The following is a 24,888-nucleotide window of genomic DNA, read 5'->3' as shown; positions in this document are numbered from 1 at the left end:
CATCCCCTGGTATCTCTTGATGCATGTCCGAGTTGCTGGCAGCCGTGTTCCGCGGCCTGGTGGTCCTTGCCGGGCACCTCGCGAGCATGCTCGACCTGCACGAGTTGTGGGAACGGCGGCGGCGCCGCGCGCGGCAGGCGGCGCTGGCCCGTGGTGAGCGGGCCGAGCTCTATGCCGTGCTGCGGGACCCTGATCGTACGGGTGGGCGGGAGCAGGAAGGCCACGTTGCCGTCGGCGGTGGGGAAGGCGTCACCTGGCGGGGCAAGGGCCAGCGGCAACTGGTCGCGTTCCGGCCGGAGGGACTGACATTGCAGGCGGCGGACCGCAAGGCCGTCACCCTGTGCTCCGCGGACGGCCGCATCGAGCTGCGGCTCCATCCAGACGAGGCACCCTGGCTGCTCCGGGCCCTCGAGGACTGACCGCTGTGAGTGGCCCGTTCCCTGCGGGGAATACAGGGAACACAGTGGCGCGTCAGCGCCTCCGTCTGGGTGGTGGTGGGAGACGGGTGGGCGGGCCACTCACAGCGGCGGGTGGTCAGCCGGCGAAGCAGAAGGCTCTGCTGCCGAAGTTCCAGCACTGCACGGGACGGGTGGCGTTGTCGCTGTTGCCCGCCGCATCGGTCACGGTCAGCTCGACGGTGTAGGAGGCGGACTGCGCCGGGTAGCGGTGGCTCGCAGCCGCGCCCGTACCCGACCGGCCGTCCCCGAAGTCCCAGGCATAGGACGCGATGTCACTATCGGGGTCGGTGCTGCCGGATGCGTCGAAGGAACATTCGTCGTAGTAGCAGTCCACGGTGAACGCGGCCGCGGGCGGCTCCCCGGTGTCGGGCGGGCTGCCGGCGGTGACCGTGCGGGTCGCCTCGTCGGTGTTGCCCGCGTCATCGGTCACCGTCAAGGTCACGGTGTACTCACCCGGCTGTGCGTAGGTGTGACCCGGACGTACCCCGGTACCGGTGTTGCCGTCCCCGAAGTCCCAGGCGTAGGACTCGATTGTGCCGTCCGGGTCCCGCGAAGCGCTCGCGTCGAAGGTGCAGGACGGTTCGGTCTCCGAGCACTGTTCGGTGAACTCCGCGGTCGGCGCCCCCGGCTCGTCCGAGCCGCAGTACTGGTCCTGCTTGCCGATGGCGCGGTAGGGGCAGTCGGCGTAGTCGAGCAGCGAGAGGACGGCTTCTCGGTTACGCGCGGTCTCCCGGTCGATCACCTCGTCCGGCGGGTAGAAACCGGGGTTCGAGCTGCGCGGGTACATCTCGAAGGTGAAGGAGAAGATGTCCTGCACTGCCCACATCCAGTCGTTGACCGAACCGTCGGTGATGTACAGGTCGCTGGACTGTTGCGGCGTGTAGTTGTTGGTGGCCGCCATCTCCCTGCCGATGGTCTCGAACGTGTCGTGCGCGTCCCGCGGCATGTCCGGGCCGGTGTCGTCATAGGTGTAGCCCATCGGCCACAGCACCAGCTCGCTGTAGGTGTGGAAGTCGATATGCGCCGTGATCTGCTGGGTACCGCCGACGACGCGGCCGCGCACGAAGTCCGCGATCGCGTTGACCTCCGGGGTGGACTCGGCGCTGGGGCCGCGGTAGGTGTTGCTCGCCGGGTTGCCGGAGGAACCGCCGCAGCAGCCCCACTTGTAGTCCCAGTTGCGGTTCATGTCGGTTCCGGTCGAGCCGCCGTTCGGCTGCCGGTTCTTCCGCCAGGAGCGATACTGGCCGGTGGCCACGTCGTACTCCACCCCGTCCGGATTGGCCATCGGGATGATCCAGATCTCCCGCTGGTTCACCAGGCGGGTGATCTGGTCGTCGCTGCCATGCGAATCGGTGAGCAGGTTCGCGATGTACAGCGCCATCTCCGCGGTGAGGTGTTCGCGGGCGTGCTGGTTGGAGGTGAACAGCACCTCCGGCTCGTCCTCGTCGGTGGCCACGTTGTCGCTGATCTTCACCAGCGGCAGCTCCCGGCCCTCGTAGGACTGCCCGATGCTGCCGAGTTCGACGAGGCCGGGGTGGTCGGCGGCGATCCGGTCGAGCTCGGTGCGCAGCTCGTCGTAGTTGTGGTAGCCGGAGTCCGATGGCGGGAAGTCCATCGCGCTCGCCTGCCGGGTGACCTCGAAACCGAGTTCCCCGATCGCGGCCGCCTCACCCGGCAGCGCGGAGACCAGGACGTGGTCGGCGCCGATCTCGTCGATCGCGGCACCGGTACGCGCGACGCTCGTGCGCTCGTCCCGGGTGTCCGCGCCCCGCACCAGGTAGACCCCCGGATCGGCGGGAGCCGGTTCGTCCTGCTGGGTTTCGGCGATGGTGACCGCCGGTGGCGCCAGTAGCGCGAACCCCATGGCGAGGGGAAGCAGTCTTCGGAACATGTCTGCGACCTCCGGATAGCTGAATCCGGCATACGGCGCGTGCCGGCCGCCGTATGCCGCAGGGCCCTGCGAGCCTCGCTGTGGCCGCCCATCGCATGCAATCGGGGGAACATTAGGTGGCCTACCTAGTTATCGCGTACGCGACGCAGCGCAACCTGGAAGTTGCTCCCCGTTGCGTATCCGGCGAAGTCTGGAACGGCGATACGTAGACTTACCGTCGGTGTAGGGAGGTTAGGTCGTGGGCGGTGCTCCTTCGACCCTGGACACACTCGGGGCAGTGTTACTCGTGCTATGGGCCGTCGCCATGTGGGCGGCGGTCGGCGTGCTGGCGTACGCGAACCGCGGCCCCGTTCGCCCGTGGTTGTTCCGCGGCTCGGCAGGCGTGGTCATTCTCGGGATCATCGGCCAGCTCGGCCATGTTCAGGAACATTTCGCGCAGGTGGGCTACTGGGTCGCCCACCCGAATGACCGGGCGTGGATGACGCCGTGGGGCACCGGGCTCGCGGACGGGCTCGGTGTGGTGGACTCCTCCAAGCCGTCACTCGGCATGGAGATCCTGCACATGACCGGCAACTTCATCTTCCTCGCCGGGCTGGTCGGCGTCATGCTGATCACCAAGCGGGCGCTCAACACCAAGGCCCGCAAGTGGGGCAAGATGGGCGTGTGGATGCAGGGTATCCACGGGCTCGAGCACGTGGCGCTGACTCTCACCGTCGCGCTCGGCGCCAACCAGGCGATCGGCATGTCCACCTTCTTCGGTTTCCTCGACCCCGGGCCGGGGCTGTGGACCTACCGGATCTGGTGGCACTTCATCGCCAACGTCGTGGGTTCGGTCATCTTCGCCATCGCGGTCTACCACCTGTGGCGGGAACGCCACACGGTCGAGGCGAGCTATCGTACCCGCACCGCCTCGAGCGCACCGGCGGAGCCAGGCGCTGTCGCCGAGCCGGAACTCGCCGGGTCCGTGGCGGTAAAGGCGAACGACTGACGATAGGCGGTGGGTGAGGTACCGACCAGCCGGTGAAAGTGCTTGCGCAGGTTGGGTCCGCTACCGAACCCGCAGGAGTGGGCGATCTGGGTGATACCCAGGTCGCCGCTCTCCAGCAGCTGCCTGGCGAGGTCGATCCGTGCGGTCAGCAGCCAGCGCAGCGGCGAGGTCCCGGTCTCGGCGAGGAACCGCCGGGCCAGGGTGCGGGGCGAGACGTGCGCGTGCGCGGCGAGATCGGCGACGGTGAGCGGTTCGTGCAGCCGCTGCCGGGCCCAGGCCAGGGTGTCGGCGAGCGAGGTTCCGGCCTCCCGCGGGGGCGGCCTGCGGATGTACTGGGCCTGTCCGCCGGTCCGGTGCGGCGCCGCCACGATGGCCCTGGCCACCCGGTCGGCCGTCCTGGCGCCAAGGTCGCATCGGATGATGTGCAAGCACAGGTCGATCCCCGCGGCGATCCCGGCGGAGGTGAGCACCGTGCCCTCGTCCACGTACAGCACGTCCGGGTCGACCCGCACCCGAGGATAGTGCTCGGCCAGCTCGTCCGCGGCGATCCAGTGCGTGGTGGCGGTGCGGCCGTCCAGGACCCCGGCCGCGGCCAGCGCGAACGCACCGGTACAGATGGAGACGATCCGCTTGCCCCGCTCGTGTGCCCTGGTCAGCAGCCGGCACACCGCGGGCGGTACCTGGCGCAGATGGGGCTGGTAACCGGGTACCACGATGGTGTCCGCCCTGGCCGCCGCGGCGAGCCCGGCGCCGACCTGCACGGCGTATCCGGCTGTCGTCTGCACCGGCCCCGGTTCGGTTCCGCACAGCGTGAGCCGGTAGGGCATCCCGCCTTCCTCGGCGAAGATCTGGGTCGGGATGGCGAGGTCGAGGGGCACCACATCCGGCAGCACCAGCACGGCCACCCGGTGAGTGTTCATGGCCGGATAGTAGCGGAAGCTGTCATTCCTGCCATCCCTGCCGGAGCCACCCACCCGTGATGATGAGCGGTATGAACGAGGACAAACCCGCCGTGCTCGACCTTCCTTCGACCGGGCTCGCCGCACGGGCCGTGGAACTCGCCGTCGCCGCGGAGAGCGCGGCCACGGCCAACCACAGCATCCGCAGTTTCCTGTTCGCCCGCCTGCTCGCCGAGCACCAGGGCATGAGCGCGGGCGGGGACTACGACCCGGACCTGCTGCTGTACGCCTGCGTGCTGCACGACATCGGGCTCAGCGAGCGGGGCAACCGGCACCAACGGTTCGAAGTGGACGGTGCCGACGTGGCGGCCGAGTTCCTCACCGAGAACGGCCTGCCCGCCGCCGAGGTGGACGCCGTCTGGGAGGCGATAGCGCTGCATACCTCGGTCGGCATCGCCGGGCGGCGCGGCGCGCTGTGCCGGCTCACCCACGACGGGATCGGGATGGACTTCGGATTCGGCGTGGATTTCGTCTCCGCGGCCGACGGCGCGGCCATCCATCGCACCTACCCGCGGCATGCCATGGCCACCACGCTGACCGAGGAGATCCTCGCGCAGGTGCCGGCCAGGCCGGAGAAGGCGCCGCCGTACTCGATCGTCGCGGATCTGGTCCGGGAACGGTCCCAGCCACCGCACCGCAGCGGACTGGAACGAGAAGCCGATGCCGGACGGTGGGGAAACTGATACCGGCCAAGGAGTTCCGCGTTTTGGCGGATGGCCCGATTCCCGCCCGAGCGTAAACTGTCCGCATGAGTGCGGCCGCGAACGCGGCGCCGGGAGGACTTCTGCTCGAACCGGGAAGTGGCGCCGCGACTCCAGTGCATCGCTATTGGCATCCGGGGGACCGGGACTGGATCTCCGTTCCCGCGCATGGAAGTCATCCGGCGCGGGAACGGCTTGAGTCCTACGGCTACGAGCCGTTCCCCGAGGTGCAGTTCTACGTGTATCTGATCGGGAATACCGAGCTGGTGGCCAACTACCGCTGGTGGCACCCCGCGGACCAGGACTGGGTCGACGTTCCCGATGGCTCGATCAGTGACGAGCGCATGCGAGAGTACGGGTACACGATCAAAGTGTTCCAGTACTTCGCCTTTCCCGCGGCGCGACCGGGCACGGTGGCGGTACACCGCTGGTGGCATCCGACCGACCGCGACTGGATCACCCTGCGGGAAGGCGAAATCTCCGACGAACGAATGGAATCGTTGGGATACCGGGACAAAACCTTCCTGTTCCACGCCTATCCCTATGACTCGCCGACCGGCGAGGACGGCTACTTCTCGCTCGGTGAGCCGCACCGCGGGGTGCTGCGGCCGCTGCCGTGGACCGGTCCGGACGACCGCCCGCACACCCTGAGCGTGCTGGACATCAACCCGGACCGCGCACCCGATGTGAACCAGGGCTACCGCTACCTCGGGTACTACGGGCACTCCGGATGTTCCGGCATCGGGATCGCGCGGGCGGACGATCCCGCCACCCCGGCCTGGGATCAGCAGGAGGAACCGCTGTTCACCGGGCACGGCGAACGCTGGTGCTCGGCGCTGCGGGACGGCGAGGCCATCGCGCTCGTGCACAACGTGTACTGGTGCGGCGGCAGCCCGGACGGGTTGCCCTACTACGTCGTCGGCAGGAAAAGTACCGACGGGTTGGCGGGTACCCGATTCACCGAGCCGCGCCCGCTGGTGAAGGAACCGCATCGGGAGAACGGGAACCCGACACTGTTCCGGGATCCGGCCGATGGGCGGGTGTACCTCTACTGGTTCCGCCGGGACGGGGACGTCTTCACGATCAGGGTCCGGGCCGCGGCGGACTTCGACGGCCTGTTCACAGCCGATCCGGCGGATATCGGGGAACTGGTGGTGTACTCCGCGGAGGTGGTGGCTGCCCCGCAGGTGGTGAAGGTGGGCGAGCTGTACTACCTCGTGGTGGAGACCTACGAGAATCAGAACGTGTGGATGAGCCGCGTGCTCACCAGCACGAGCCCGACGACGGGATTCTTCGAGGTCCCGGCGAACCCGGTGTATGGGGCGGGATCGGCCTGCGTGTTCCAGCACGTCTTCGGCGGCACCCTGCACAGCTACTACTGCAACGAACGCACCCCGGGCTCGGCCAACTGGGCCCTGGACCACGTGTCGGCGCCGCTCGGCTGAGCCCGCGGGATCGGCGTGACCGAGGTCACCGGCCGTGCCGTCACGACAGGACCCGGTCTTCGGTTCTTCCTCAGGACGAAGGGAGAAACCGATGACACCGCACATCGTGGTCCTCGGCGCGGGCTACTCGGGCCTGATCGCCGCCAAGCTGGCGGCCCGGCGCACCGGCGCGAACGTGACACTGGTAAACGAGCGTGACCGGTTCGTCGAGCGGGTACGGTTGCACCAGCTCGCCGCCGGCCAGACGCTGCGCGAGCTGCCCCTGACCGGCCTGCTGGCGGGCACGGGCGTGCGCCCGGTGATCGGCAGGGTGACCGGTATCGACCCGGATGCCCGCACGGTCCAGCTGGACGGCGCCGGGGCGTTGCACTACGACCAGCTGATCTACGCCCTGGGCAGCCAGGCCGACCTGGACTCCGTTCCCGGCGTGGCCGAACACGCCTACACCGTGGCCGGAGTCGAGCAGGCGCAGCGGCTGCGGGACCGGATCGCGTCCGGCGCCGGGGTGGTGGCCGTGGCAGGAGCCGGGCTGACCGGTATCGAGGCCGCCACCGAGCTGGCCGAGTTCCGGCCGGAGCTGAAGGTGCTCCTGGTCACCGCCGGGCGGCTGGGGGAGTCGTTGTCCGAACGCGGTCGGCGGCACTTGCGCAGGGTGACCGACCGTCTCGGCATCGAGGTCCGTGCCGGGGCGCGGATCAGCGAGGTCCGCCCGGACGGCCTGCTGCTGGCGGACGGAACGCATCTCCTCGCCGACACCGTGGTCTGGACGGCCGGCTTCCGGGTGCCCGACCTGGCGCGGGCCGCGGGGCTCGCCGTTGACGGGCATGGCCGCATGCTGGTTGACGAGACCTTGCGATCGGTCTCGCACCCGGAGGTCTACGGGATCGGGGACGCCGCGGCCGCCCGCATGCCGGGCGGCCAGGAGCTGCGGATGGCCTGCGCCACAGGGATCCCGTCCGCGCCGAGGGCGGTGGGTGCGATCGCAGGCAGGCTGGCGGGCAAACAGCCGCGTCCGCTGAAGTTCCGCTATGTCAACCAGTGCATCAGCCTCGGCAGGCGGGACGCGCTCGTCCAGTTCGTCCGGGCCGACGACAGCCCGGTCGAGGCCGTACTCACCGGCAGGCTGGCGGCCAGGTACAAGGAGGTCATCGTCCGCGGCGCGCTGTTCCTCCAGCGCCGCCCCGCGGTGCTGAAATAGCCATCCCATTACTCTCGGATTACCCGGTTCTGGTCGATGAAAAAACAACGGAAAAACCGGGCCGGTGTGGTGGACCGGATCCGGGGAGGTCCCTACGATCCGGTGTTCCGGGCTTTGCCTCCGGAACCCCAGACCTCCCCGCTGAGGTGACGCGATGACCTCCAGCACCGATCCGGCACCGCCCACACAGGACACTCTCGTCGGATGGCTATCCCATTGGGCCGAGGTTCAGCCCACGGCGCCCGCGCTCAGCTATGTGGACTACGCCCGGCACCGGGAAGGACTGGTTGACACCGTACGATGGTCCGAACTGGACCAGTTGACCAGGGCGCTGGCCGTGCGCCTGCACGAGGCGGGCGCACGGCCGCGGGACCGGGCTGCGATTCTGACCCCGCAAGGAAACCTCTCCGTGCTCGCCTTCCTCGGCTGCCTCGCCGCCGGGATCGTCGCGGTGCCGCTGCTCGGTCCGGACGTGGCGGGGCAGGGTGGCAGGCTGGAGCTCGTCCTCGGTGAATGCGATCCGGAGTTCGTTCTCACCACCCGGGACGCCCTGCCCGTGATCCGGCGGTTCGTCGAACAATGCGCCGGGGCCGATGCCAGAAAGCTGGTGGCGGTGGACGATCTCGACCTGGGTTCGGCCGCCCGGTACGCAGCACCGGAACCGCGCGGCGCGGATGTGGCCTACCTGCGGTTCTCCTCGGGCTCGTCCGGTGCGCCGGCCGGTGCCATGATCACGCACGCCAACCTGGTGGCGAATGTGCGGCAGGCACGGCAGGCGTGCGGAGCAGGCGACACCGGGATCACCGCGGTGAACTGGCTCCCGCCGCTACAGGATCTGGGCCTGCTGGCGACCATCGGGCTGCCGATGCTGCTCGGCCAGCGGTCGGTATACCTGGCACCGCTGGCATTCGCACAACGGCCCGCGCGGTGGTTGTGGCTGCTGTCCCGCTTCTCCCGATGCTACGGGGCTGCGCCCGACTTCGCCTTCGAACAATGCACTCGCATCCCGCGGCGCGAGCGAACCGGGCTGGACCTGCGCGGGGTGCAATGCCTGCTGAACGGCGGCGAGCCGATCCGGGCCGGGATCGTCGAGCGGTTCCGCGAGGAGTTCACACCACATGGCCTGGCACCGGGCGCGCTCCGCACCGCCTACGGCCTCGCCGAGGCGACCGCGCTGGTGACCACCGGCGACCCGACGATCACTGCCTTCGACGCGGAGGGCCTCGGCACGGCCACCGCCCGCGCGGCACCGCCCGACTCGGCCAGGGCACGCAGGCTGGTCGCCGCGGGACGGCCCGCCGGACAACTGGTGCGCATCGTGGAACCGGAGTGGTGCACCGAACTCGACGACGGATGGGTGGGCGAAATCTGGCTGCACGGAACGAATATCGCGGCGGGTTACTGGGGTCGTCCCCAGCGCCCGCCGGGCACCTTCGGCGCACGGCTGGAGAGCCCCTCGGCGGGCACCCCGCGGCAACCGTGGCTGCGCACCGGTGATCTCGGATTCCTACACCAGGGCCTGCTGTACGTCACCGGCCGGATCGAGGACCTGATCATCGCGGCCGGCTTCGCCCACTGCCCGCAGGACGTCGAACACACCGTGCGGAAGGTCCACCCCGTGCTCTGCCGGGACCGCATTGCCGCCTTCGGGTTCGTCGACGAGGAGACCGGCTCGGAGCGGGTGGTCGTCCTCGTCGAGGTTGCCCCGCGGGAACTGCCACGGCTCGCCGACCGGCGCGATATCGAGCTGGCGCTGCGACGTGCCTTGCTCACCCAGCACGGGCTGCGGCTGCATGACCTGACGTATCTGCGGCCCGGCTCCCTTCCTCGCACCGGCAGTGGGAAGATCCAGCGTGCCCGGTGCCGGACCCGCTACCAGGCCGGTGAGCTGCCTGCCGTGGTGCGCGCACACTGAGCATCCCGGCGGGGAAACTCAGGCGACGTGTTCGGCGTAGGAGGAGATCACCTCGGCCAGTACCTCCGCGCCCGGCCTTCGCCACAGCTCGGCGTTGAACACCTCGACCTCGATCGGCCCCCGGTAACCGGCCGCCTCCACGCAGGCGCGCAGCCGCCGGTGTTCGATCGGGCCCTGGCCGGGCAGGCCGCGGCCCAGTAGCGGATCGGGTAGCGGTACCAGCTGGTCGCAGACGTGGAACCCGGCGATCCGCCCGGCGGCCCTGGTAATCGCCTGTTCCACCCGCGGGTCCCACCACACGTGGAACTCGTCCACGATCACCCCCACCGTCTCGGCGGGGTGTTGCTCGGCGATGTCCAGCGCCTGATCCAGCGTGGACAGTACGGAGCGTTCGGCGCATTGGATGGGGTGCAGCGGTTCCAGCCCGAGCCGCACCCCGTGGCGGGCGGCGAGCGGGACCAGCTCGCCGACCCCGTCGGCCACCCGCTGCCGGGAGCCGGCAAGGTCGTTGCCTGCGATCCCGCCGACCACCAGCACCAGTACCTCCGCGCCGAGCCGGGCCGCCTCCTCGATGGCCACCGCGGTGTCCGCTATACCGTCCACATCGGAGCCGTCCGGGGCGACTCCGGTGAGGAATCCCCCTCGGCACAGCGAGGAGACTTGTAACCCGTTGCGCCGCACCATGTCCGCGGCGGCTGTCACCCCCACTTCGGCAACCTTGTCCCGCCACAGACTGATCCAGCCGACGCCTGCCTGCGCGCAGCCTGCCACCGCCTCCGGTAGTGACCAGCCGTTGGTGGTGATCTGGTTCAGGCTCAGCCGGTCCATCAGTACACCCCCGCGGCTGCCAGCAGCGGGCGCATCCGCGCCACCGCCAGGTCCGGGTCGGGAAGTACCCCGGCCCGGTCGGCCAGCCGCAGTACCTCGGCGAGGTGCGGAACCGACCTGGCCGACTCCAGCCCGCCGAGCATCCGGAAATGCCGCTGATGGCCACCCAGATAGGCCAGCAGCACGACGCCCACCTTGTAGTGCCGGGTCGGCGCGCGAAAGATCTCCCGTGCCAGCGGGACCGTCGGTGCGAGCAGATCGAGGAACCCGGCCCGGTCGCCCTCGTCCAGCTTGGCCAGCGCCGTGCCCGCGACCGGAGCGATCGGATCGAAGATGCCCAGCAGCGCCTCACTGTGCCCATGCTCGTCGCCCGCGATCAGGCCGGGGTAGCCGAAGTCGTCCCCGGTGTAGCAGGCCACCCCTGGCGGCAGCGAGCGGCGGAACTCGATCTCCACCTCCGCGTCCAGCACCGAGACCTTGACCCCGGCCAGCACCGCGGCATGCTCGGCGCACAGCGCGGACAGCTCCCGCGCCGCGGCACGCACCTCGGTGTGCCCCCAGTACCCGCGCAGTGCCGGGTCGAACTGCTCGCCGAGCCAGTGCAGCAGTACCGGGCGGCGGCATCCGGACAGCAGCGCGCCGTACGCGCGGTGGTAGTCCTGCGGTCCGTGCGCCGCGGCGGCGAGCGCCCTGCTGGCCATCACCACCGGCGTCGCCCCAGCCTCGACGACCAGGTCGAGCTGTTCCCGCCAGGCCGCGACCACCTCGTCCACCCCGGCGGGCCCGGCTGGCAGCTGATCGGTGCCGACTCCGGCCACCCAGCTGCCGCCGCAGTCTCGTGCCTCGGCTCCCGTGCGGCGGAGGAGTTCCCGGGTGGTGGGCCAGTCCAGGCCCATACCGCGTTGCGCGGTGTCCATCGCCTCGGCCACGCCCAGCCCGCAGGACCACAGGTACCGCCGGAACGCCAGGGTCGCCTCCCAGTCCAGCGCCGACGCGGCACCCGGCTCACCGGGGGAGAGCGGGTCGGCGACGACATGGGCCGCGGCGTAGGCCACCCGCGCCGCGGGCGGCTTCGGTGGCGGCGCTGGCGCGGCCGGCCCGGTTGGCGACCAGTGCTCCAGCTCGCCGTCCCGTGTCGGTAGCAACAACCCAGCCATGCGAAGCCCTTCCACTTGAGAAAGCGCTTACCGAAAGCGCTTTCGCATACGTTAGCTGAGAGCAGGTGTCGAGGACAAGATGCCGGGCCAGCTCGCGACGTCCACCGCGTCCAGTCGGATAAAAGGTGGCCAGATCGCCCGGATGGGGCAGGCTCGCGTCCAGCACCACCGGCAGGGCAGTGCCGTGGCGGCGGTGAATCCCTGGTTGGCGTCCACCCACGGTGCTGCCTACGCCACCGAGTCGGCGACCTGCTCCACACCCTGCCCGCCGACCACCCAGTCCAGCCGGATGCGCTCCGCCCGGCGCCTGTCCCACAGCATGCCACCGGCATTCCCAGTGCGCGCCCCAGCAGGGGAGGCCGAGTACGGCGGGCGGCGAGGTAGCGGTCGGATGGTGCTGACGATCGACTCGGTGGTCTCGTAGGCCCAGCTGGGCAGCGGTGTGACCTCGCCCCAGCCGTGCACCCCGTCCGCGCTGACCTTTACCAGCACCCGCATGCTCGGCTTCCCGGCGACGGTGACCGCGCCGCCGGAGACGTCGAAGGAGCGTAGCGTGGGCAGGCCGACCGCGAAGGTCCGGATCCGGTCGATGATGAGGCCGGACAGCGTGCTCAGTACCCCGCCCACCGGTCCGCGGGCCGGGACACACTGGCGCGCAACCGTACCTCGCCCTCGATCCGCAGCACCCGGCTGCGGCTGCTGCGGCTGTCCCGGATGGCCAGCTCCATCGCCCGTGCCCCCAGGTCCTCCAGCGGCAGCGCCACGGTGGTCAGCGCCGGCGTCAGGTCCCGCACCACCGGGATGTCGTCGAAGCCGGCCAGCGAGAGCTGCTCCGGTACGGCGATCCCGGCTTCTCGCGCCGCGGTGAGGGCGCCGATCGCCATCACGTCGGTCACCGCGAACACGCAGGTGGCCTCGAGCCCCCTGGAGATCAGCTCGGACATCGCGGCATGCCCGCCGTCCCTGGTGAACGCCGACTCCACGATATCGCGTTCGGCGAGCCGCACCCCGGCTTCGGCCAGGGTCTCCCGGAAACCCTCGAGCCGGTCGACCACGGTGGTCAGCTGACGCGGTCCGGTGAGCACGGCGAACCGGCGGTGCCCCAGGCTGAGCAGTTCCTCGGCCAGCCTCGCCGCCCCCTCCCGGTTGGCGGGCTGCACGCTGTCCACCCGCAGGCCGCGGTGCCTGCTGACCACGGCCACCCTGCCGCCGCCGCGCCGGTACGGCTCGATCTCCGCGGCCAGCGCCCGCTCCCAGGAACGGTCCTCGAAACCGGAACCGACCAGCAGGATGGCCGAGGTGCGCTGGGCGCGCAGGGTGGAGACGTAGGCGATTTCCTTCTGCGGATCCCGGAAGGTGCTGGCCAGCATGACCAGCAGTTCGTTCTCGTCTGCCACTCGCATCACTCCGCGGGCGATCGCGGCGAAGTAGGGATCGCTCACGTCGTGGCAGATCACGCCGACGGTCCGGTGCGAGGCGCCGGCAAGCGCCTGCGCGTGGGCGTTCGGAGTGTAGGCGAGCTTCTCCGCGGCGGCGAGCACCCGCTCGTGCAGGTCGGGGCGCACCTTGGTGGTGCCGTTCAGTGCCCGGGAAGCGGTCGCCAGCGACACCTCGGCGGCGCGGGCGACGTCCTCGAGCGTCACATGCGGATGGCTGTCCATGCACAACTCCTCACGGCGGGCGAGGTTCCGAGCACTTCTTGACCAAGAAGGAACCCGTGCATACTCTACCTGAAAGCGCATTCAGAAAGCGCATTCACCCATCGGAACGGCGATCTCGATCGAGTGCCTCCCGGTCCGCCCACCATAGCGGAACCGGAGTTCGCCACGGCCACCCGGCGGATCCGCGAGCATCTCGGCGCCGCGACGGTGGCCGAGTGAACAGGAAGGAAGGACAGGAATGGCGGGACACGAGCAGCGGTCGATCGGGATCGTGATGAACGGGGTGACCGGGCGAATGGGTTACCGGCAGCATCTCGTACGGTCCATTGTAGCCATCCGGCGGCAGGGCGGGTTACGGCTGGCCGATGGTACCGTGCTGCTGCCCGAACCCGTACTGGTGGGGCGGGACGAGGCCAAGCTCGCCGCGATCGCCGAGGAGCACGGCCTCGACCGGTGGACCACCGACCTGGACGAAGCGCTGGCCACCCCCGGGGCCGAGGTCTACTTCGACGCGCAGGTGACCAGCCGCCGTGAGGAGTCGGTGCGCCGGGCCATTGCGGCCGGTCTGCATGTCTACACCGAGAAACCGATCGCGGAGAGTACCGAGGGCGCGCTCGAGCTGGCCAGGCTCGCCCGTGCCGCCGGGATCTCCGCCGGCGTGGTGCAGGACAAGCTGTTTCTGCCCGGCCTGCGGAAGCTGAAGCGCCTTGTCGACGGCGGGTTCTTTGGGCAGATCCTCGCGGTGCGCGGCGAGTTCGGGTACTGGATCTTCGAGGGGGACTGGCAGGAGGCGCAGCGCCCGTCCTGGAACTACCGTGCCGCGGACGGCGGCGGCATCACCAGCGATATGTTCTGCCACTGGCGTTACGTGCTGGAGGACATCATCGCCCCGGTGCGCTCGGTGCAGGCGCTCACCGCCACGCACATCCCACGACGGGTGGACGAGCGGGGTGCCGGCTATGAGTGCACCGCGGACGACGCGGTGTACGGCGTGTTCGAGTTGGACGGCGGGATCGTCGCGCAGATCAACTCGTCCTGGGCGACCAGGGTGTTCCGAGACGAGCTGGTGGAGTTTCAGGTGGACGGCACGGAGGGCAGCGCGGTGGCCGGCCTGCGGCGCTGCCGGGTGCAGCACCGCGCGACCACCCCGAAACCGGTATGGAATCCGGACCTGCCCGCGGGTGAGGACTTCCGGGCGCAGTGGCAGGAGGTCCCGGACAACGAGGAGTTCGACAACGGATTCAAGCGGCAATGGGAGTTGTTCCTGCGGCACGTGGGTTCCGGAGAGCCGTTCCCCTGGGACTTCCTCGCCGGTGCTCGCGGGGTGCAGCTGGCCGAGCTAGGCCTGCGGTCGGCACACGAGGCACGCAGGCTGCCGGTCCCCGAGCTCGCGCCGTGACCCGCTCACCGGGTCCGTAGGCTGGGGGAGAGGTCCCGACGACTGGCTGGAGGAGGAACCGTGAAACTGGCGCGGCTCGGTCCGCAAGGTGCCGAACGGCCGGTGCTACTGGGCGACTCGGCGACCTACGATCTCAGTGGCCTCACCGGTGACCTCGACGGGCAGTTCTTCGCAGCCGACGGCCTGGTAGCGGTGCGCAAGCTGGCCGCCGCGGGTGATCTCCCCGAGCTCGCGGTGGCCCCGACCAGGGTCGGCCCGCCGATCGCGCGGCCGGGGGCGGTGATCGGTATCGGGTTGAACTACGCGGCGCACGCCGCCGAATCCGGCTCGCCACGGCCAGAGTCCCCGGTCATGTTCCTGAAGACGCCGAACACCGTGGGCGGGCCCACGGACGCCGTAGCCGTGCCGCCGGGCAGCCTGCGGATGGACTGGGAGGTCGAACTCGGAGTAGTGATCGGGAAGCGAGCCAGCTACCTGGACTCACCCGAGGACTCCCTGGCCCACGTGGCCGGCTTCGTGCTGGCCAACGACCTTTCCGAACGGAACCACCAGCTGGTCGACTCGGGCGGCCAGTGGAGCAAGGGCAAATGCGCGCCCGGGTTCACGCCGACCGGCCCTTGGTTGGTCACCCCGGACGAGGTCGATCATCGCCGGTTGCGGCTGCGCAGCTGGGTGAACGGGGAGCCGCGGCAGGACTCCAGCACCGCGGACATGATCTTCGACGTGGGATTCGTCGTATGGCACCTCAGCCAGTATCTCGCGCTGGAGCCGGGTGACCTGCTGCTCACCGGCACCCCGGAGGGCGTGGCGCTGTCCGGCCGGTTCCCGTATTTGAAGGTCGGCGACGTGGTGGAACTGGAGGCGGAGGGGCTTGGCAGGCAGCGCCAGGAACTCGTGGCACGGTAGCCAGCGCGGCCGAGCCGGCGACGGTAAGGGCCAGACGTTTCCTCAGTACGCATCGCTGACGGCGCCCTTATCCAGCCTCATGTCAAGGAGCCGGAGGAATGTTTCTTCACCGACGACGGGGATTCCGTGCTGCCGGGCGTCCTTTGCTTTGCCGGAAAGCGAATCGGGGTCAGCCGCGACGAGGACCCGGGTTCGCTTGCTCACGGCCGTCGTGACCCTGAGGCCGGCCGCCGTGATCTGCTCCCGGATCTCCTCCCGGTCGCGTCGCATCGTACCGGTCAGGACGATCTTGTCTCCCGGGCGGAGTACCAGCCCGCCGACGCTGACCGTCGCGGTGATCCGGTCGATACCGGGGGCTGCCGGGGCATTCCGTTCCTGCTCGAGTACCGCGTCGACGCTGTCGTGGTCGAGGCCGAGCAGAGCCGCGACCGCGTCAAGGTCCCGGCGTTCGTCCTCGGTGATGACGCCGTCCTCCCATCCGGCACGTGCCAGGGCACGCAGGTAGGTCCGGTGGGCGGCGAGGACGTCGGCCTTGTGCAAGCCGAGTTCCTGGGCGATGTCGAGCAGCGAGTCGGCCTCGGTGGCCGAGATCTGCCGATCGAGCAACGCGCCGTCCAACATGGCGAAGTAACCGTCGACTGCTGGTTGTGTGTCCCGGGGGATGCGTTCGACCAGGCGGGCCAGGAAGTGCGGCTCGACCTGTCCTGCGGGCATGCGGCGTACCGGCGTTACCTGGCGATGGTCGAGGAGGGGCCATTGCCACGCCGCAGTCCGCAGCTGGTCAGGGGTCACCTCGACCGCCGTCGGCTCCCGAAGCATCATGTGCTGGAACAGAAAAGCGGCGGCCATGGCGTCGTCACGGGCGGTGTGCCAGCTCATTTCGGGCAGACCCGCCGCAGCGCAGCAGTCGATCAGTGAACGACGTGACCCGGGTAGCGCCACACCGGCGGCACGCATGGTGCACAAGCCCGCATCGGGATGCAGCGGAACCTCAATCCCCATTCGTTCGAACTCGGAACGCAGATGCATCGCATCAAATGGCCAGTTGTGTGCCACCACCACCCGGTTTCGGAGCCGTTCGGCCACGTCACCCGCGATCTGTTCAAAGCGGGGCGCCCGTCGAACGTCCGCGGCGCGGATTCCGTGCACAGCCTGCGGCCCGAGGTCCCGATCGGGATTGACTAGAGTCGACCATTCGCCGGTCACCGTTCCGGCCAAGTCCAGCTGGATGATCGCGATCTCGGCGATGCGGTGCCGGTAACCGCTGAACAGACCTGTCGTCTCGGTGTCGACGACCGCGTAGCCGGCCGGCGCCGTCACAACGGCAGCCTGTTCGCGCCCGCCGTCCGCACCGCGGCCAGCCAGGACGGTGGGAGCGCCTCGGCTTTGCCGTGAGCATCCCGCACGTAGGTCCTGCGGTTCTTGACCTGCTCGGTCTCACTCCAGACCTGAACCAGCCAGTACAGCACCCGGCAGACCACGAGTGCCTCCGCGACCACGGCGGTGCCTGCTGTCCTCCCGGTCCTGGACAAGCGACGGATACCCTCGAATTCTTCGGGCACCGAGCTCGCGGCGAAGTCCTGTGTCCATTCCAGGGGTGCCGCGCTTCGCCCGCCGTCCCTGACCGCCGACACGGTCGATTCGTAAACCGATCGACGTGTCATGATCTCCCCGAAGGCCTGCATCGGTGAGAAGATTTGGCGCTCCCACCACGGCTCGGTGGCCAGGTCGGCGGTGGCGACCAGACGTTGCACGACGTCGTTCACATCCTCTGGCCGTCGCGCGGTGAGCGCGCGCCGTTCGAGCAGGCCAACGAGTTGTCGCGCGGTATCTTTCGACGCGAATGCCTCATCTTGGGAGAACACCCAGGCCCCGGTTCTGGTGCCCTGCGGGCTGACATGCCATAACGCCACAGCGTCGCCATCGTCGTCCGCACCCAATGCCAGCACGGCGCTGCCGGGTGCTCCGACGTGGGTCGCAACGTTGACGAAGCCGTGCTCTGGTTCGGTAGTAGTAGCAGCCATATCCAGCTTTCTCAGTCGGCGCGTTCCATCAGCATGTCGTGACACGTTCCGATGCGTTACAGCTCGGGCAATCGTGGTCGCCGCAATGCCGAAGGATGTCAGTTGCTGTGTTGGCGCCGTGTGACCGGTGCAGATGAGGGGACGGGTTTTGGTTGTGGTTGTCCAAGCGCGGGGTTGGTTGCGGCGGTGCAGGCCGGACGTTGGCGTACGTCGTCGTGTCGCCAGGATTGCCTCGATCAGTTGACTGGTGACGCGGCAGCTGGTGGTGACCGCGTGGCAGGGCTGGTCAGGCCGGTCGGTGTGGACGCCGGGCCAGACGGTTTGGCGCGCGTCGGTGAGTTCGCGGATGTGGTCGGCGGGCAGGGGGCCGTAGCCGGGTGGATCGCCGGGGGAGGTCGTCCAGGCCGAGGACGTCGGTGGCGTTGTCGGTGAGGTAGCTACGGGTCTGGACGCGGTCGCGGTGGGTGCCGATGATGAGGTCGCGTAGGGCGTCGGCGCGGCATTGGTTCCAGGTGCGTCGGTCGCCGGGTGTTCGGGTTTGCTGGCCAACGAAGTCGATCAGGCTGTCGATGGCGATGGCGTCTTCGGCGGGAAGGTAGGCGTGTAGCCACCACATCTCGCCTTTGTCTGGTTGGAGGTTGACCCCGCGTTGTTCCCGGCGGGCTTCGGTACGCTTCCGGGCACCGTCGGGGTCGGCTTCGATGATGGTTCTGCGGAGTAGGTCGTAGAGCTGGCGCGGGTTCTGGTCGCAGGCCTGCGGGAGGATACGTTCGTCGACGTGGCGGGCCTGCTCGTCGGTAAGTGGTGTGGTGGCGCGGTCGATTTGCCGGGCGCGGGCGAGATCGAGGTTGCCGGTGGCCAGAGCCTGCCGGGTTCGGGGCAGTCGGGTGTGCAGAGTGTGGGCCAGCGCTAGGTCGCCACCTGCTTTGGCTCGGGTCATCTTCAGCTCTGCCGCGAGGAATCCCGGTACCCGTGGGTCGCCGGCGCGCAGGGTGGCGAAGCGGTGGATCGCGTTGAGGCGGGCGCCGTCGAGCATGGCTTGCATGCGGGTGATGCCGTGGAGGAAGGCGAGTGCCTCCTGTTCGCTGAGGTCGTCGGTGGGGGTGTCGAGGAACTCGTCCGTCGTCCACCCTGGGATGTCGGTGTTGAGGTTGGGTTCGTTCACGGGGTTCGAGCGTACGCCGAAAATATCTGATGTGAATTGACGAGAATTCGCACCACTCGATCGGGTTCTATTTCGGTAGTGAATGGACCGTTCGCGCCGTTATGGTGTTGATTCTGGGGCGTCCCGCCCCAGCGCGGTGCAGATGCAGACCTTGTTGCCGTCCGGGTCGGCCAGCACGATGAACGCTGGGGCACGGCGGTCGTCGACGACGGTCCCGCCTGCGGCGACCGCTGCGGCGATGCGCCGATCGGCGGCTTCCGGTGGGACCGTGACGTCAAGGTGGAAGCGCTGCCGATCAGGCGCGGTCGAGTCGGTGACCTGAAACCACAATGGTGGGAGTTCCCCCGCCGGGTCGATGACGTCGCCGCCCGCGTCGTCACCATCACCGTCAAGAATGGCCGCCCAAAACGGCAACACCATTTCCGATGCAGGTGTGTCCAGGGCCAGTTCCAGCACCCGTACCTGCTCTGGGCGCGGAGTGAGCCCGTGCTCGGATGCGAGCGCGCTGATCCGTTCGGCTAGCTGGACGTCCCGTTCGGTGACCCCGTCAACGTCAGGACTGCGCAACACGAGCTGGACATGTCCTGCGCGCAGATCGACATCGGGATGATGGCCGACCGTGTCGGAAAGTTGCCCCAGTGCCGCAACGAACGCGAACCCTGCTGCGAACGAACTGGTCTCGAACCGAGCACGCAGCGCTCCCAGCAACCACCGCCAATCCGCCAGATCGACCTGCCGGACACCGAGACGAGCGATCTTCTGCACCATTTCTCCACGATAGGCCACGATTCCGTCGCCGGATGGCGCTAACCGCCGAGGATCTTCAGCATCTGCTCGATCTGCGCCGTACGGGACTGCACGATGCGTTCGGCGAGGTTCTTGGCTTCCGGGTTCTCGCCCTCGTCGGCCTCTTTTCGAGCCATGGCCACGGCGTTGTGCTGATGACCGGTGAACACGTTCAGGAAGGTCGAGTCGAAGTCCTCGTCCGCCGTCCGGGCCAACTCCTCGATGACCTCGGGGTCTGTGGTGTGGATATCTGCGTGCTCGGAGTGTTCCGCGTGCTCAGCGGACTCCGAGGGCGCAGAGTGGCCGGAGGGTGCGGAATGGTCGGCGGTGATCGGCTGGTTCCAGCCGCGCAGCCAGGTGGTCATGGTCTCGACCTCGTACTGCTGGGTCGCCTCGACGGCGCTCGCGAGCTGGCGCACCTCGGCGCTGCCCGCACGCTGCTTGGCCTGGCGCACTATGTCCAAGCCTTGCTGATGATGCGGGATCATCATCTGCAGGAACTGCACGTCGGCGTCGTTGAACCGCGCCGAGGCCGGCTCGGCCGGTGGAGGCGGTGCCCCGGTGGGTGCCGTGCTCCCCGGAGGCGTCGCAGTGGGGGCGTCAGTGGGCGCATTGCCGCAGCCGGTGAGTACCACCATGGCCGCGGCGACGAGGACGAACAGGACAGAGCGCATGGTCGCCTTGTTTCCCGCGACGGGCCCGCGCCCGGAAGGGACGCGGGCCCGCGGCGAACTCAGACCTGTTGCCACAGGGCGGGGGTGCTGGCGGGCTCCCAGCCTGCGATGGCGGTGTGTGCCTGGCGGCAACGGTAGGTGGTGCCGTTGTAGGTCACCTCACTACCCACCTGGTAGTTCGTGCCGACCTCCCAGGTGCCGCTGCTGGGCGGAGGAGTGGTGGTCGTGGTGGGCGGCGGGGTCGTGGTCGTGGTGGTCGGCTCCGGGTCCGGGTCGCCACCGCCGCCGTTGACGTTGAGGTCGATGCAGGCGTAGAAGGCGTTGCCGGTGTCACCGATGTTCCACACCGCGAGCACCTTCTGCCGACCGCTCACCCCGCCGAGGTTGACGTTGTGCGAGATGGTGGGGGGCGGCTGCTGGCCGTTTCCGTCGAACTCGGCGATCTTGCGGCCGTTCAGGAAGTACTGGTAGTTGGCGGTGGCATGCCGCGCGGTGAACGTCCACTTGAACGTTACCGAGTTGCCGACCGAGGTCGCGCGCCAGCCCTTGCTGTCGTCGTCCAGCTCGGCGAACCGGGAGTTGCCACCGCTGCAGCTACGCAGGCCCTTGGGACCCTCGACGCTCTGCGGCTCCCACTTGATCGAGCCACAGGGCACGGTGCCCTGTGCGCACTGTGCCTGCCTGCTCGGCGGCGAGGACACGTAGCCGTGCGCGTTGGCCACGCCCGCGGGTAGCGCGACCACGATCAGCGGGGCGACGCCCGCGCCGGCAGCGGCCACCGCGAGCTTCTTCTTCAGGTTCATCTCAGCTCCTTCTCGGACACATCCACAGTTCCCAGGCGAGCGCAGGGACTCGCCGCAGGGCGGGAAAAGGGAATGAGGTACGGCAAGCGGTCGTGACCGAGGATCGGGCCCACGGCCGGGTTCCGCCCCCTCGATGAGGCGTGTCAGGGATACATCCGTCTTCCCCTTGATCTCGGTTGTGAGCAGGGCGAGAAAGGGTTGCGCTTGCCGATGTGGTCTAGACCATAGTGTGCTAACTGGCTCCTGGTCAAGCGTGGCCCTCGCGGTCCCGCGGCCACGGTCTGCTCAGCGGACTCGCCCGCTCGGCTAGGCTGCGCGGTGATGATCTACTTCGCCGGCAACACGCAGCCCGGATCGTGGAGGCACCGGTGATCGTGGCCGTACTGGGCGGCGGGAACGGCTCCCATGCCACCGCCGTCGATCTGACCCTCCGTGGGCACGAGGTCCGCTGGTGGCGCAGGCGGGCCCCGTTGCCACCGGGCGGGAGCGTGCGGTACGTGGCAGGGGAGACCAGCGGCGAGGTCACGGTCGCACTGGTGACCCACGACCTGAGCGCCGCGGTCGCGGGCTGTGACCTCGTGGTCGCGCCCGTGCCCGCCTCGGCGCAACCCGAGTTGCTGGACGCACTGGCCCCCGTGCTCGAGCCCGGGCAGGCGGTGGCCTTCACCCCGGGTACCCTCGGCACCTGGTTCGGCGCACGGCTGCGGCCCGATGTGGCCTTTCTGGAGACCGGAACCCTGCCGTACCTTGCGCGCGTCACGGCGCCGGGCGAGGTCAGCATCCCGGTCACGGCCAGCCGGTTGCCGGTCGGCTCGATTCCCGGCACCGGCCCGCTCGCAGACCAGGCATATGCCCGCTTCGCCGCCGCTTTTCCGATGGCTGTGCGGGTACGCGACGGGCTGGATGCTGCCCTCGCCAACTGGGGTCCGGTCATCCATCCCCCGCTCATCGTGCACAACCTGGGGGCGATCGAATCCTTCGGCGACCGTTTCGACATCCACGCCGACGGCACCTCGCCCTCCGTGCTGGCCACGACCCGGGCCCTGGACACCGAGCGCATCGCCCTGCGCGAGCGGCTGGGGTTCGGCGAGCCGCACTGGCCGTTGCTGGACTACCACCTCGGCAAGGACACTTCGATGTACCCGCCGGACGCCAAGGCGCGGCTGCTGGCCTCCAACCTGTGGCGTGAGTCCGTGCACATCGAACACCGCTACGTACATGAGGACATCCGGTGCGGGCTGGTGCTGAACGTGGAACTCGCGCGGCTGGCTGGCGTCCCGGCACCGACCGGTGCCGCGATCCTGGCGCTGATGGGCACCGCGCTCGGCGAGGACCTGGTCGCCTCGGGGCGCGGCCCGGACCTGCTTGGTACCCGCGATCTGGACGAACTGCGCCGCGTCGCTCGCGCGGGCATGGCGACCAGCGAAAGGTGAGGATGCGTTACCTCCTGCAACTGCACGGGAATCTGCCGATCGAGGCCTACCCCAAGCTGGCCGGCAGGGCCGAGGAGCTGGGCTTCGAGGACATCACGGTGCACGACGTGCTGCTGCGCAGGCCGGTGTGGCCGGTGCTGTGCGACCTGGCCCGCGCCACCTCGCGGCTGCAGCTCGGGCCGAACGTCACGCACCCCTATCTCACCCATCCGGCGCAGCTCGCGGCGAACCTGGCCCATCTGGACGAACTCTCCGGCGGGCGGGCCGTGCTCGGGATCGGGCGTGGCTCGATGTACGAGCTGCTCGGTATGCGTAACCCGGCGACACTGGCCGGGGTGCGTGAGGCGATCGACGTGATCCGGGCGCTGGTCAGCGGGGACGGCGCAGGCTACCAGGGAAAGACCTTCAGCCTGGACGGCGCGGCGCGGTTGCGGTTCGGCACCGGTCGCCGGATCCCGGTGTACCTCGGCGCCCTCGGCCCCAAGGGCGCCGAACTCGCCGGGGCGCACTGTGACGGCCTGCGGGTCGCGGCGCAGTGGGATCCGGCCTACGCCGGCATGCTGGCCGAGCATGTCGCGGCCGGTGCGAAGCAGGCGGGCCGCGATCCCGCCGAGGTCGACTTCGTCGTGGAGAACTGGACCTTCGTACACCCGGACCGGGAGTACGCCCGCCGGGGCGCCCGGGGTGTGCTGGCCACGTTCCTGCCGCATCTCGGCCCGTTGCTGGACTTCCACCAGGTGCCGAAGGCCGAGGTGGAGGCGGCGCGGGCGGCCGTGCGGGAGGGGGCGACCGAACGGCTTGGCGAGATCAGCGACCGCACCGTCGACCTGTTCATGGCGGCCGGGGACGCCGAAGACCTGGCCACGGGCCTGGATCGGCTGGCCGAGGCCGGTTTCGGCGCGGTGTCCTTCTCCGGCGAGCTCGGTCCGGACACCGGAACCGCGCTGGAGCTCATCGGCGGGGTGCTGAACTCGCGGCACGAGTGATCCAGTACGCCTAGGCACCGGACAACCACAGGTCGCCCAGCGGCGGAGTCGTGGTCCGCGCCGGGACCGTCGGCACCGTGGCCAGCGGGGTGATCTCCGGCTCGCGGGCGTGCCGGCTCGGCCGGGCGGGCTCCGGCACCGGCAGCTGGCGTTCCAGCTCCTCGGCCCAGTGCAGCATCGCCTTCGGCCGGTCCCAGGTGCAGGCGCCGACCAGCTTGCCGGAGCGGACGTATCCGGTCACCCCTTCGGCCAGGCGCACCGTGTCTGTGCCGAGCGCCGGCAGCCCCACCGTCTGCAGCCGTACCTCGTACTGCCCGGACCAGGCCCGTGGTATCGGCGTGAATGGCCGCGCGCTCTGCTGTCCTGCCAGCAGGTTCTCCGCGGCCGCGCGGCCCATCTCCACGGCGTTGATCCAGTGCTCCACCCGCCGCGGCACCTCGTCGAAGCGCAGGTTCGGCCAGCGGGCCACATCCCCGGCCGCGACCACGTCGTTCACCCCCGCGGCGAACAGGGTCGCCTCGCACAGCACGCCATCCTCGAGTACCAGGCCCGAGCCACGCATCCAGTCGGTGGCCGGCACGCTGCCGATCGCGAGTACCACGCAGCTGGCGACCAGCAACCTGCTGTTGGCCAGGTGCAGCCCGATGCCGTCCTTCAGGTTGATCCAGTGCCGCACCGAGGTGCCAAGGGCGAGCCCGGCCCGGTGCTGGCGATGCAGCCTGGTCACCGCGGAGCCGACCGCGGTGCCCAGCCGGTCCAGCGGGGTGGAGGAGCGGCCCACGATCGTCACGTCCCTGCCGAGGTGGCGCATCGTGGCCGCGAACTCGCAGCCGATCAGCCCGCTGCCGAGCACCACGGCGGGTTTGCTGTTGCCCGCCAGCGCCCGCCGCACCGCGACCGCGTCCTCGACCGTCCGCAGCACCCGTACCCGCGGATCGTGCCGGGGAGCACCGGCGAGGTGCTTCGGCACCACCCCGGTCGCGATGACCAGCCCGTCGTAGCGCAGCTCCTCACCACCCGGCAGATGCACGAGTCGGTGGGTGGTGTCCAGCCGGGTGGCCATCGTGCCGAGCCGCCACCGCGCGTCGAGGTCGATATATGTCCGCAAGGCCAGGTCCGACTCCCTTGCGGTGCCACCGAGCAGCTGCTTGGACGCCGCGGGGCGGTGGTACGGCCGGCGGCGTTCGTCGCCGATGATCACCACTTCCCCGTCGAAGCCCAGCTCACGGAGTCTTTCGGCGGCGCGCAGCCCGGCCACGCCCGCGCCGACGATCACGATCCGTTCCGCGCTGTCGGTCATCCGTTCCTCCCTGGTGTGCGCGTGGCCGACAGCCCCCTCAACCGGCGAAACCGCTGCAAGCGGGCACAGTGAATCCACTATGGACCTTATGTTCCATAGTGGACGGTCTGGTCGCTCGGGGTGCGACGTTTGCGGGGCCTGCAGTGGGATATACGGCGGATGATCCGGTCTGGTTCAAAGAAATAATCTCGTGATATCGGTACTGGACACA

23 protein-coding genes and 1 pseudogene are annotated in these 24,888 nt (G+C 69.4%); 10 read left to right on the top strand and 14 right to left on the bottom strand.

Annotated features, from left to right (window positions below):
* Positions 1-23 precede the first annotated feature (23 nt).
* The gene (locus KOI47_RS19265) at positions 24-419 is read left to right on the top strand and encodes a hypothetical protein (RefSeq protein WP_216205307.1); all 396 of its coding nucleotides are present in this window, start codon (positions 24-26) and stop codon (positions 417-419) included.
* A gap of 115 nt (positions 420-534) precedes the next feature.
* Here the strand turns inward: KOI47_RS19265 and KOI47_RS36480 are convergent, their stop codons facing one another.
* Entirely contained in the window at positions 535-1,122 is a 588-nt protein-coding gene (locus KOI47_RS36480; protein ID WP_232376885.1) for a PKD domain-containing protein, read from the bottom strand.
* Positions 1,123-1,140: 18 nt separating this feature from the next.
* Positions 1,141-2,322: pseudogene (locus KOI47_RS36475) on the bottom strand (M14 family metallopeptidase); the annotation flags it as partial.
* A gap of 304 nt (positions 2,323-2,626) precedes the next feature.
* Between KOI47_RS36475 and KOI47_RS19255 the strand changes: the two are divergent.
* On the top strand, positions 2,627-3,337 hold the full coding sequence (locus KOI47_RS19255; protein WP_232376110.1) for a DUF6008 family protein: 711 nt from the start codon (positions 2,627-2,629) through the stop codon (positions 3,335-3,337).
* On the opposite strand, the gene KOI47_RS19250 is transcribed toward KOI47_RS19255, so the two are convergent.
* The gene (locus tag KOI47_RS19250; protein ID WP_216205301.1) at positions 3,241-4,257 is read right to left on the bottom strand and encodes a GlxA family transcriptional regulator; all 1,017 of its coding nucleotides are present in this window, start codon (positions 4,255-4,257) and stop codon (positions 3,241-3,243) included. The genes KOI47_RS19255 and KOI47_RS19250 overlap by 97 nt on opposite strands.
* 71 nt (positions 4,258-4,328) lie before the next feature.
* Here KOI47_RS19250 and KOI47_RS19245 point away from each other — a divergent pair, with 71 nt between their 5' ends.
* The 4 genes from KOI47_RS19245 (at position 4,329) to KOI47_RS19230 (ending at position 9,555) form a co-directional block, all read left to right on the top strand.
* Positions 4,329-4,979 carry an HD domain-containing protein gene (locus tag KOI47_RS19245; protein WP_216205297.1) on the top strand — a complete coding sequence of 217 codons (651 nt, stop codon included), beginning with the start codon at positions 4,329-4,331 and terminating at the stop codon, positions 4,977-4,979.
* A 65-nt stretch (positions 4,980-5,044) separates the two neighbouring features.
* Positions 5,045-6,442: a hypothetical protein gene (locus KOI47_RS19240; RefSeq protein ID WP_216205294.1), complete on the top strand. Its 1,398-nt coding sequence runs from the start codon at positions 5,045-5,047 to the stop codon at positions 6,440-6,442.
* 91 nt (positions 6,443-6,533) lie between these two features.
* Positions 6,534-7,640 carry an NAD(P)/FAD-dependent oxidoreductase gene (locus KOI47_RS19235; protein ID WP_216205291.1) on the top strand — a complete coding sequence of 369 codons (1,107 nt, stop codon included), beginning with the start codon at positions 6,534-6,536 and terminating at the stop codon, positions 7,638-7,640.
* Positions 7,641-7,794: 154 nt separating this feature from the next.
* Complete coding sequence (locus KOI47_RS19230) at positions 7,795-9,555, top strand: fatty acyl-AMP ligase (RefSeq protein ID WP_216205289.1); 1,761 nt, start codon at positions 7,795-7,797, stop codon at positions 9,553-9,555.
* Between the two features lie 18 nt (positions 9,556-9,573).
* On the opposite strand, the gene KOI47_RS19225 is transcribed toward KOI47_RS19230, so the two are convergent.
* From KOI47_RS19225 to KOI47_RS19210, 4 genes are all read right to left on the bottom strand, one after another.
* A complete protein-coding gene (locus KOI47_RS19225) occupies positions 9,574-10,383 on the bottom strand; it encodes a sugar phosphate isomerase/epimerase family protein (RefSeq protein WP_216205284.1) in 810 nt (269 codons plus the stop codon).
* Complete coding sequence (locus KOI47_RS19220; RefSeq protein WP_216205281.1) at positions 10,383-11,540, bottom strand: dihydrodipicolinate synthase family protein; 1,158 nt, start codon at positions 11,538-11,540, stop codon at positions 10,383-10,385. The genes KOI47_RS19225 and KOI47_RS19220 overlap by 1 nt, the downstream gene beginning before the upstream one ends.
* Before the next feature lie 228 nt (positions 11,541-11,768).
* On the bottom strand, positions 11,769-12,167 hold the full coding sequence (locus tag KOI47_RS19215) for an enolase-like domain-containing protein (RefSeq protein WP_216205278.1): 399 nt from the start codon (positions 12,165-12,167) through the stop codon (positions 11,769-11,771).
* A complete protein-coding gene (locus tag KOI47_RS19210) occupies positions 12,152-13,201 on the bottom strand; it encodes a LacI family DNA-binding transcriptional regulator (RefSeq protein WP_216205275.1) in 1,050 nt (349 codons plus the stop codon). Before KOI47_RS19210 ends, KOI47_RS19215 begins: the two co-directional genes overlap by 16 nt.
* Positions 13,202-13,439: 238 nt before the next feature.
* On the opposite strand from KOI47_RS19210, the gene KOI47_RS19205 reads away from it, so the two are divergent.
* The gene (locus KOI47_RS19205) at positions 13,440-14,600 is read left to right on the top strand and encodes a Gfo/Idh/MocA family protein (RefSeq protein ID WP_216205272.1); all 1,161 of its coding nucleotides are present in this window, start codon (positions 13,440-13,442) and stop codon (positions 14,598-14,600) included.
* A gap of 60 nt (positions 14,601-14,660) precedes the next feature.
* A complete protein-coding gene (locus tag KOI47_RS19200) occupies positions 14,661-15,506 on the top strand; it encodes a fumarylacetoacetate hydrolase family protein (RefSeq protein ID WP_216205270.1) in 846 nt (281 codons plus the stop codon).
* Between the two features lie 42 nt (positions 15,507-15,548).
* Here KOI47_RS19200 and KOI47_RS19195 read toward each other — a convergent pair whose 3' ends face one another.
* From KOI47_RS19195 to KOI47_RS19170, 6 genes are all read right to left on the bottom strand, one after another.
* The gene (locus KOI47_RS19195; RefSeq protein ID WP_216205266.1) at positions 15,549-16,826 is read right to left on the bottom strand and encodes an exonuclease domain-containing protein; all 1,278 of its coding nucleotides are present in this window, start codon (positions 16,824-16,826) and stop codon (positions 15,549-15,551) included.
* Entirely contained in the window at positions 16,823-17,575 is a 753-nt protein-coding gene (locus KOI47_RS19190) for a DUF6218 family protein (RefSeq protein WP_216205264.1), read from the bottom strand. Before KOI47_RS19190 ends, KOI47_RS19195 begins: the two co-directional genes overlap by 4 nt.
* A 241-nt stretch (positions 17,576-17,816) precedes the next feature.
* Positions 17,817-18,695, bottom strand: a complete 879-nt coding sequence (locus KOI47_RS19185; protein ID WP_216205261.1) for a DUF222 domain-containing protein — start codon at positions 18,693-18,695, stop codon at positions 17,817-17,819.
* A 99-nt stretch (positions 18,696-18,794) separates the two neighbouring features.
* Positions 18,795-19,463, bottom strand: a complete 669-nt coding sequence (locus KOI47_RS19180) for a VOC family protein (protein ID WP_216205258.1) — start codon at positions 19,461-19,463, stop codon at positions 18,795-18,797.
* Positions 19,464-19,501: 38 nt separating this feature from the next.
* Positions 19,502-20,155, bottom strand: coding sequence for a DUF305 domain-containing protein (locus KOI47_RS19175; protein ID WP_216205254.1), 654 nt, complete (start codon positions 20,153-20,155; stop codon positions 19,502-19,504).
* A 59-nt stretch (positions 20,156-20,214) separates the two neighbouring features.
* On the bottom strand, positions 20,215-20,958 hold the full coding sequence (locus KOI47_RS19170; RefSeq protein WP_216205251.1) for a lytic polysaccharide monooxygenase: 744 nt from the start codon (positions 20,956-20,958) through the stop codon (positions 20,215-20,217).
* 368 nt (positions 20,959-21,326) lie between these two features.
* Between KOI47_RS19170 and KOI47_RS19165 the strand changes: the two genes are divergently transcribed.
* Both KOI47_RS19165 and KOI47_RS19160 read left to right on the top strand, forming a co-directional pair.
* Positions 21,327-22,391 (top strand): NAD/NADP-dependent octopine/nopaline dehydrogenase family protein, encoded by a 1,065-nt coding sequence (locus KOI47_RS19165; RefSeq protein WP_216205249.1) that lies wholly within the window; start codon positions 21,327-21,329, stop codon positions 22,389-22,391.
* A gap of 2 nt (positions 22,392-22,393) precedes the next feature.
* Entirely contained in the window at positions 22,394-23,377 is a 984-nt protein-coding gene (locus KOI47_RS19160; protein ID WP_216205247.1) for an LLM class flavin-dependent oxidoreductase, read from the top strand.
* A gap of 10 nt (positions 23,378-23,387) precedes the next feature.
* Here the strand turns inward: KOI47_RS19160 and KOI47_RS19155 are convergent, their stop codons facing one another.
* Positions 23,388-24,677 carry an NAD(P)/FAD-dependent oxidoreductase gene (locus tag KOI47_RS19155; RefSeq protein ID WP_216205244.1) on the bottom strand — a complete coding sequence of 430 codons (1,290 nt, stop codon included), beginning with the start codon at positions 24,675-24,677 and terminating at the stop codon, positions 23,388-23,390.
* Between the last annotated feature and the right edge of the window lie 211 nt (positions 24,678-24,888).

This window comes from Amycolatopsis aidingensis (assembly GCF_018885265.1).
Lineage (GTDB): Bacteria > Actinomycetota > Actinomycetes > Mycobacteriales > Pseudonocardiaceae > Amycolatopsis > Amycolatopsis aidingensis.
Note: the sequence above shows the minus strand (reverse complement) of the source record. Positions and strands in the feature narration are given on the sequence as shown.